The sequence below is a fragment of the Dietzia sp. E1 genome (genome assembly GCF_014145015.1).
In the GTDB taxonomy this organism is placed as follows: Bacteria; Actinomycetota; Actinomycetes; order Mycobacteriales; family Mycobacteriaceae; genus Dietzia; species Dietzia cinnamea_A.
In genome coordinates this window covers 1-2,648 of sequence record NZ_JAALDU010000503.1, presented here as the reverse complement: position 1 = coordinate 2,648, position 2,648 = coordinate 1, and the positions used below count along the sequence as shown (strand labels likewise).

At 72.2% G+C, this 2,648-nt stretch carries 3 protein-coding genes; all 3 read right to left on the bottom strand.

Annotated features, from left to right (window positions below; genetic code table 11):
• The coding region (locus G6030_RS16300; RefSeq protein ID WP_206680919.1) for a hypothetical protein at nucleotides 1-182 on the bottom strand (182 nt) is incomplete at its 3' end.
• A gap of 29 nt (nucleotides 183-211) precedes the next feature.
• Nucleotides 212-2,113, bottom strand: a complete 1,902-nt coding sequence (locus tag G6030_RS14695; protein WP_182643627.1) for a heavy metal translocating P-type ATPase — start codon at nucleotides 2,111-2,113, stop codon at nucleotides 212-214.
• Nucleotides 2,110-2,469, bottom strand: coding sequence for a metalloregulator ArsR/SmtB family transcription factor (locus G6030_RS14690; protein WP_182638483.1), 360 nt, complete (start codon nucleotides 2,467-2,469; stop codon nucleotides 2,110-2,112). The genes G6030_RS14695 and G6030_RS14690 overlap by 4 nt, the downstream gene beginning before the upstream one ends.
• Nucleotides 2,470-2,648: the final 179 nt, after the last annotated feature.

Genomic DNA, 2,648 nt, shown 5'->3' with positions numbered 1-2,648 from the left:
CCGGTGTCGGAGGCCCCGGCTACGGTGCCGGCGTGGACGAGCTGGTGGACCGAATCCGACACGCGGCCGACCAGACAGGCGAGGCGCACTTCCTCGAGCTGCTGCGCTGGCACCGCGTCGTCGCCGGCCTCGGCGAACCCGACTGGGGCGCCCGCGGCGCCTACCGGATCGCCATAGCACATGTCGGAGTTATAGCACTCGATGATCCCTCCTACTTCCTCGTCCTGGCGGCGCGGAGCCCGTTGAGGATCACTATCACCTCGGCGATCTCGTGCACGAGCACCACCGCTGCGAGGCCGAGTACGCCGAACAGGGCCAGCGGCAGCAGCGCGGTAATGATCAGCAGGGACAGGATGATGTTCTGGTTGATGATGTGCCTGCCGCGGCGGGCGTGGTCGAACGCGCGCGGGAGGAGTCGCAGGTCGTGGCCGGTGAAGGCGACGTCGGCGGACTCGATCGCGGCGTCGGAGCCGGTCGCGCCCATGGCGATGCCGATGTCCGCGGCGGCCAGGGCGGGGGCGTCGTTGATGCCGTCGCCGATCATCGCGACCGAGCCGTGCCTGCTCAGCTCGCTGATGGCGGCGGCCTTGTCCTCGGGACGCAGCTCCGCGCGCACGTTTTCGATCCCTGCCTGCGCGGCCAGCGCGCGGGCGGTGCGGGCGTTGTCGCCGGTGAGCATGGTCACCCCGACGCCCTGGGCCGCGAGGGTGCGCACGACCTCGGGAACCTCGGGGCGCAGCTCGTCACGGACCCCGATCGCGGCGACCGGGACCCCGTCGCGGTGCACGATCACGACGGTCATGCCCTGCTCCTCCAGTCCCGCGACCTGGTCCTTAAGCGTCCCCGCGTCCAGCCAGCGAGGGCTGCCGACGGTGACCCGGGCCCCGTCGAGGGTGCCTTCGATGCCGTGCCCGGCCTGCTCGGTGACCTCCAGGGCGGCGGGAGCTCCGGGCGAGGCGGCGGTGATCGCGGCGGCCAGCGGGTGGGTGCTGTGCTGCTCCAGCGACGCCGCCCACGCCAACGCCTGCGCCTCGTCCACGCCGTCCGTGGTGAGCACGGCGGTGACGGCGGGCTCGTTGCGGGTGAGGGTGCCGGTCTTGTCGACGGCGACGTGGCGGATCACGCCGAACCGTTCGAAGACCGCGCCGGACTTGATGATCACGCCGAATCTGCTCGCCGAGCCGATCGCGGCGACGACGGTCAGCGGGACCGAGATCGCCAGCGCGCACGGCGACGCGGCGACGAGCACCACGAGGGCGCGGGTGATCCACAGCTCGGGGTCGCCCAGCAGCGAGCCGATGACCGCGACAAGAGCGGCGAGGATCAGCACGCCAGGCACGAGCGGCCGGGCGATGCGGTCGGCCAGGCGGGCGCGGTCGCCCTTCTCGGCCTGCGCCTGCTCGACCAGCTCCACGATCGTGGTCAGCGAGTTGTCCGTGCCCGCCGCGGTCGTCTCGACCTCCAGGGCACCGGCGGTGTTGATCGCCCCGGCCGACACCGCGTCGCCGGGCTCGACCTCGACCGGGATCGACTCGCCGGTGATCGCGGAGGTGTCCAGGCTCGACCGGCCCGTGCGGACGATGCCGTCGGTCGCGATCCGCTCACCGGGGCGCACCAGCATGAGCAGCCCGACCTGGAGGTCCTTCGCGGCGACCTCCGCGGGCGCGCCGTCCCGCCGGATGGTCGCGGTCTCCGGGACGAGCTTGAGGAGAGCCCTCAGCCCGCCGCGGGCGCGGTCCATGGCCTTGTCCTCCAGCGCTTCGGCGATGGAGTACAGGAACGCCAAGGCGGCGGCCTCCTCGACGTAGCCGAGAATCACCGCGCCGACCGCGCTGATCGTCATCAGCAGGCCGATGCCCAGCTTGCCCTTGAACAGCTTGCGGATCGCGCCGGGCGTGAACGTCGACGCGCCCAGCAGCAGGCCGATCCAGAACGCCACCAGCGCCGGGACCTCTGCCCCTGTCCATTCCAGGACCAGGCCCGTGCCGAAGGCGAGGCCGGAGAGCACCGGGACCATGATCCCGCGGTCACGCCACCACGGACGCTCCCGCTCCTCCTCGGCCTCCTCGCCGACCCGGGTCTCCGGCTCGTCGCAGCCGCACGCCGCGCTCACGCGCCCGCTCCCGTCCCGCAGCAGCCCGGCACAGTGCACTCGGCGTCCACGCACGGCGCGTGCTCGTCCACGGCCAGCGTCACGTCCACCAGCGCCGTGAGCGCCGCCGCGAGGTGCGGGTCGGCGATCTCGTAGCGCGTCTGCCGACCCTCGGGCTTGGCGACCACGATCCCGCAGTCGCGCAGGCACGTCAGGTGGTTCGACACGTTCGAGCGCGTCAGCTCCAGCTCGCGCGAGAGCACGGCCGGGTAGCTCGGCCCGTCCAGCAGGGTCATCAGGATCCGGGAGCGCGTCGGGTCCGCCATGGCCCGGCCCAGCCGGTTCATGACGTCGAGGCGAGAAGCAATAGTCAGCATGCACTGAACTATACAGTAGTGGCTGACCTATTGTCACTCTGGGGAGTTCTGCCGCACGCGCTCCGCGCGCTTGCCCTCGGGAGCTGGGGTCACCTCCGCCAGCGGGGCCATGACGGCATCCCGCGGCCCTTCCACGTCTCCGCGAGGCCGACGACCCAGCGGGCGGAGGCGAAGAGGGC